Below are 5925 nucleotides of genomic sequence, written 5' to 3' on the forward strand. Positions count from 1 at the left end.
GGATTTTCGAGGGGTCTGGACTTCGGCCAGCAAAAAGCCGCTGAGCGTAGTGCTCAGCGGCTGTTTTGTTTGGGTGCGGGAGTAGGATTTGAACCTACGACCTTCAGGTTATGAGCCTGACGAGCTACCGGGCTGCTCCATCCCGCGGCAAGCGGTAGTCGTGAAGGAAGAACGGTTCGAGAAGCCTGGGCTGAAGTAGCGCGAAGCGCGATAGCCCATGTATTTAGCAATCACTCTGTCCGCCCGGTAGACCCGGCGGCGACCTACTCTCCCGCGCCTTGAGACGAAGTACCATTGGCTCTGGAGGGCTTAACGACCGAGTTCGGAATGGGATCGGGTGGGGAACCTCCGACATAGCCACCGGGTCAACGGGGCGGACAGAGAGATTGCGAAGAAGACATTGTCGTGACGATCATCGGGTCAAGGATGATCATCGAATGAGTTTTGCTGAGAAACGATCAAACCGATCGGATTATTAGTACCAGTAAGCTTCATGGGTCGCCCCACTTCCACACCTGGCCTATCAACGTGGTAGTCTTCCACGATCCTCAGCGAAGCCTTGTTTTGAGGTTAGTTTCCCGCTTAGATGCTTTCAGCGGTTATCTATTCCATACTTAGCTACCCTGCTGCACAGCTGGCGCCATGACAGGTACACCAGAGGTATGTCCATCCCGGTCCTCTCGTACTAGGGACAGATCCTCTCAAGCTTCGAACACCCACGGCAGATAGGGACCAAACTGTCTCACGACGTTCTGAACCCAGCTCACGTACCACTTTAAATGGCGAACAGCCATACCCTTGGGACCTGCTCCAGCCCCAGGATGTGATGAGCCGACATCGAGGTGCCAAACTTTGCCGTCGATATGGACTCTTGGGCAAAATCAGCCTGTTATCCCTAGAGTACCTTTTATCCGTTGAGCGATGGCCCTTCCACTCGGGACCACCGGATCACTATGGCCGACTTTCGTCTCTGCTCGACTTGTCAGTCTCGCAGTCAGGCGAGCTTATGCCATTGCACTCGACGAGCGATTTCCGACCGCTCTGAGCTCACCATCGCGCGCCTCCGTTACACTTTAGGAGGCGACCGCCCCAGTCAAACTACCCACCACGCCATGTCCCGGGACCGGATAACGGCCCTCGGTTAGACGTCAACGACAGTAAGGGTGGTATTTCAAGGACGACTCCACCAGAGCTGGCGCCCCGGTTTCATAGTCTCCCACCTATCCTACACATACGGTCGCTAACGCCAAGGCGAAGCTATAGTAAAGGTTCATAGGGTCTTTCCGTCTGACCGCGGGAACCCCGCATCTTCACGGGGAATTCAATTTCACTGAGCCTATGCTGGAGACAGTGGGGAAGTCGTTACGCCATTCGTGCAGGTCGGAACTTACCCGACAAGGAATTTCGCTACCTTAGGACCGTTATAGTTACGGCCGCCGTTTACCTGGGCTTCAGTTCGTCGCTTTCACAACTCCCTTTAACCTTCAGGCACCGGGCAGGCGTCAGACCCTATACGTCGCATTGCTGCTTCGCAGAGCCCTGTGTTTTTGCTAAACAGTCGCTACCCCCTGGCTTGTGCCACTCAGTCCTGGTTGCCCAGGGTGAGTCACGCTTATTCCGAAGTTACGCGTGCAATTTGCCGAGTTCCTTCAGCATAGTTCTCTCAAACGCCTTGGTATGCTCTACCTGACCACCTGTGTCGGTTTCGGGTACGGTCTCTGCTGGAGTTATTTCCTGGGACAACGCCCCCGCACACACAATCCAATAAGTGGGTACGAGTTAAGCCATCCGTCACTTCCAGCTGGTGCAGGAATATTTACCTGCTTCCCATCGACTACGCTTTTCAGCCTCGCCTTAGGGGCCGACTAACCCTGCGCAGATTAGCTTTACGCAGGAACCCTTGGTCTTTCGGCGAGAGTGTCTCTCACACTCTTATCGTTACTCATGTCAGCATTCTCACTTCCGATACCTCCAGCCAGGCTCACGCCTGACCTTCACCGGCCTACGGAACGCTCCGCTACCGCTTGCAGTAAACTGCAAACCCATATCTTCGGCGCACGGCTTGAGCCCCGTTACATTTTCCGCGCAGGATCGCTTGATCAGTGAGCTGTTACGCTTTCTTTAAAGGATGGCTGCTTCTAAGCCAACCTCCTGATTGTCAAAGCAATCCCACATCGTTTCCCACTTAGCCGTGACTTGGGGGCCTTAGATGATGGTTAGGGTTGTTTCCCTTTTCACGACGGACGTTAGCACCCGCCGTGTGTCTGCCCGATAGTTCTCTTGGGTATTCGGAGTTTGGTTAGTATTGGTACCGCTCGCGCAGCCCGCAACCATCCAGTGCTCTACCCCCCAAGGAATTCGTCGGACGCTCTACCTAAATAGATTTCGCGGAGAACCAGCTATGTCCAGGTTTGATTGGCCTTTCACCCCTATCCACAAGTCATCCCAGAATTTTTCAACATTCACGGGTTCGGTCCTCCAGTTGGTGTTACCCAACCTTCAACCTGCTCATGGATAGATCACCTGGTTTCGGGTCGTCATACGTCGAACTTAGCGCCCTATTCAGACTCGCTTTCGCTGCGCCTACACCTAACGGCTTAAGCTTGCTCGACACATGAAGTCGCTGACCCATTATACAAAAGGTACGCCGTCACCCCGCTTGGGGGCTCCGACTGCTTGTAGGCTTCCGATTTCAGGATCTGTTTCACTCCCCTTGTCGGGGTGCTTTTCACCTTTCCCTCACGGTACTTGTTCACTATCGGTCGTAGAGGAGTACTTAGGCTTGGAGGGTGGTCCCCCCATGTTCAGACAGGATTTCACGTGTCCCGCCCTACTCGAGTCTCTTGCTGTTTGATGACTACGGGGCTTTCACCCACTATGGCCGACCTTTCCAGATCGTTCGTCTTTATTTCACAAGAGCACTGGCCTGGTCCCGGTTCGCTCGCCACTACTACGGGAGTCTCGGTTGATGTCCTTTCCTCCGGGTACTGAGATGTTTCAGTTCCCCGGGTTCGCTTAATGAAGCCTATGTATTCAGCTCATTATACCTTTCAACAATCCGCCAATCGCCGCTCCGGCCGAAACCGAAGCAGAGTTGGAAGACTGTAAAGGTGGGTTTCCCCATTCGGAAATAACCGGATCAAAGGGTGCTAGCGCCTCCCCGGTTCTTATCGCAGCTTGCCACGTCCTTCATCGCCTCTCTACGCCAAGGCATCCGTCAGAAGCCCTTCAACGTTTGATCGTTTCTCAGCAAAACTCATGCTCGGTTTATTCCGCCCGACTGGAAAGTCGCCGGGGGACCGAGCCTGATTTTTGTCAGACAATGTCTTCTTCTCGAACAAGACCTACAAGCTCAGGGGAGCCGGTCACGTTCTTCCTTTACGATTTCAATGCACGCCGGCCTTACGGCCAACGGCAAACTTGAATGCGATCACAAGATCCTGGTGGAGCCAGACGGAGTCGAACCGACGACATCCTGCTTGCAAAGCAGGCGCTCTACCAACTGAGCTATGGCCCCATTCCAACAGGAATGGTGCAAAGCCCAGGAGAGCTGCCATACGATACTGCCTGTGGGCTGGAGGCCAACCCCAGCAACCAGCATCAGCTGGTAGGCCCGGGCAGACTCGAACTGCCGACCTTACGCTTATCAGGCGTACGCTCTAACCACCTGAGCTACGGGCCTATGGCAGCGACAGCCAGGTCAAGAGACCCAGGCTCGCGATCGCGTCACCAATACATCAACCCGTATGGTCGATGCGTCGATGACGAAAGTGGAAAGAGAAACGGAGACGGCGGCATTCCGCATAGTGCTCGGCGCTGTGAAGCGCTCCGCTAAATCGGAGCCTCAATAGACAGTCTCGTGAGAGACGGCCTGGAGAAGCATCCTTAGAAAGGAGGTGATCCAGCCGCAGGTTCCCCTACGGCTACCTTGTTACGACTTCACCCCAGTCGCTGACCCTACCGTGGTCGCCTGCCCCCTTGCGGTCAGCGCAGCGCCTTCGGGTAGAACCAACTCCCATGGTGTGACGGGCGGTGTGTACAAGGCCCGGGAACGTATTCACCGCGGCATGCTGATCCGCGATTACTAGCGATTCCAACTTCATGCCCTCGAGTTGCAGAGGACAATCCGAACTGAGACGACTTTTAAGGATTAACCCTCTGTAGTCGCCATTGTAGCACGTGTGTAGCCCACCCTGTAAGGGCCATGAGGACTTGACGTCATCCCCACCTTCCTCCGGCTTAGCACCGGCAGTCCCATTAGAGTTCCCAACTAAATGATGGCAACTAATGGCGAGGGTTGCGCTCGTTGCGGGACTTAACCCAACATCTCACGACACGAGCTGACGACAGCCATGCAGCACCTGTGTCCTAGTCCCCGAAGGGAAAGCCAGATCTCTCTGGCGGTCCAGGCATGTCAAAAGGTGGTAAGGTTCTGCGCGTTGCTTCGAATTAAACCACATGCTCCACCGCTTGTGCGGGCCCCCGTCAATTCCTTTGAGTTTTAATCTTGCGACCGTACTCCCCAGGCGGATTGCTTAATGCGTTAGCTGCGTCACCGAAATGCATGCATCCCGACAACTAGCAATCATCGTTTACGGCGTGGACTACCAGGGTATCTAATCCTGTTTGCTCCCCACGCTTTCGAGCCTCAGCGTCAGTAATGAGCCAGTATGTCGCCTTCGCCACTGGTGTTCTTCCGAATATCTACGAATTTCACCTCTACACTCGGAGTTCCACATACCTCTCTCACACTCAAGACACCCAGTATCAAAGGCAATTCCGAGGTTGAGCCCCGGGATTTCACCCCTGACTTAAATGTCCGCCTACGCTCCCTTTACGCCCAGTAATTCCGAGCAACGCTAGCCCCCTTCGTATTACCGCGGCTGCTGGCACGAAGTTAGCCGGGGCTTCTTCTGTAGGTACCGTCATTATCGTCCCTACTGAAAGAATTTTACAATCCTAAGACCTTCATCATTCACGCGGCATGGCTGCGTCAGGCTTTCGCCCATTGCGCAAGATTCCCCACTGCTGCCTCCCGTAGGAGTTTGGGCCGTGTCTCAGTCCCAATGTGGCTGATCATCCTCTCAGACCAGCTACTGATCGTCGCCTTGGTGAGCCTTTACCTCACCAACTAGCTAATCAGACGCGGGCCGCTCTAAAGGCGATAAATCTTTCCCCCGAAGGGCACATTCGGTATTAGCACAAGTTTCCCTGAGTTATTCCGAACCTAAAGGCACGTTCCCACGTGTTACTCACCCGTCCGCCACTAACTCCGAAGAGTTCGTTCGACTTGCATGTGTTAGGCCTGCCGCCAGCGTTCGCTCTGAGCCAGGATCAAACTCTCAGGTTGAGTTGACTTCTGACCTAAGCTTGAAGACCACCGAAGTGATCTTGGCATTAGTTCTACGTATTTTATTGACGAGTTCCCACGTCATCGATCCGAAGACCGACGCATGGCATCTTTTCAAAAAGACCGCAGATAGTCAGTGTCGTATAATGACCCGAAGGTCATCGCTAGAACACCGCCGCCTGCGTTTCTCTTTCCATATCAACAATGTCAAAGACCCAGAACCGCCTCAGCGGCCCGACTTGTTTAGCGCCTCGTCGTCGGCGGAGGCGGCGATTTAGAGAACCGCGAACCTCGTGTCAACCGCTCTTTTCAGAGATTTTGCAGAACCAAGACCGAAGCCTCAAAACCACAAAAAACCACCGGAGGAAAACGCAGAGGCTTTCCTCTTAACCGTTCGGCGATTCGATTGGAGCGCGGAACCTATTGAAACCAACCCAGGAAAGCAAGAAGTTTCTCAACTCTTTCTTCCCCTCAAAACCCCCGAAACCAAAGCTCCGAAGCCCTCAGGGCCGGCCCGTTTCCGAGCGAGGCGGCTCTATACGGGCCGCTCTTTTCCGCCGCAACCGGATTCTGAC

3 tRNA genes and 3 rRNA genes are annotated in these 5925 nt (G+C 54.4%); all 6 read right to left on the bottom strand.

Annotation, left to right across the window (positions count from 1 at the left end):
• Nucleotides 1–70: 70 nt before the first annotated feature.
• A tRNA-Met gene (locus ER13_RS15505) sits at nt 71–147 on the bottom strand.
• Nucleotides 148–250: 103 nt separating this feature from the next.
• Nucleotides 251–365: ribosomal RNA gene (gene rrf, locus ER13_RS15510) — 5S ribosomal RNA — on the bottom strand.
• A gap of 89 nt (nt 366–454) precedes the next feature.
• A 23S ribosomal RNA gene (locus ER13_RS15515) occupies nt 455–3241 on the bottom strand.
• A 200-nt stretch (nt 3242–3441) separates the two neighbouring features.
• Nucleotides 3442–3517 (bottom strand) — tRNA-Ala (locus tag ER13_RS15520).
• 88 nt (nt 3518–3605) lie between these two features.
• Nucleotides 3606–3682, bottom strand: a tRNA-Ile gene (locus ER13_RS15525).
• A 207-nt stretch (nt 3683–3889) separates the two neighbouring features.
• Nucleotides 3890–5350 (bottom strand): 16S ribosomal RNA (locus ER13_RS15530).
• The 16S, 23S and 5S rRNA genes sit together here with 3 tRNA genes alongside, the layout of an rRNA operon.
• Between the last annotated feature and the right edge of the window lie 575 nt (nt 5351–5925).

This window comes from Brevundimonas sp. EAKA (genome assembly GCF_000698025.1).
Classification (GTDB): Bacteria; Pseudomonadota; Alphaproteobacteria; order Caulobacterales; family Caulobacteraceae; genus Brevundimonas; species Brevundimonas mediterranea_A.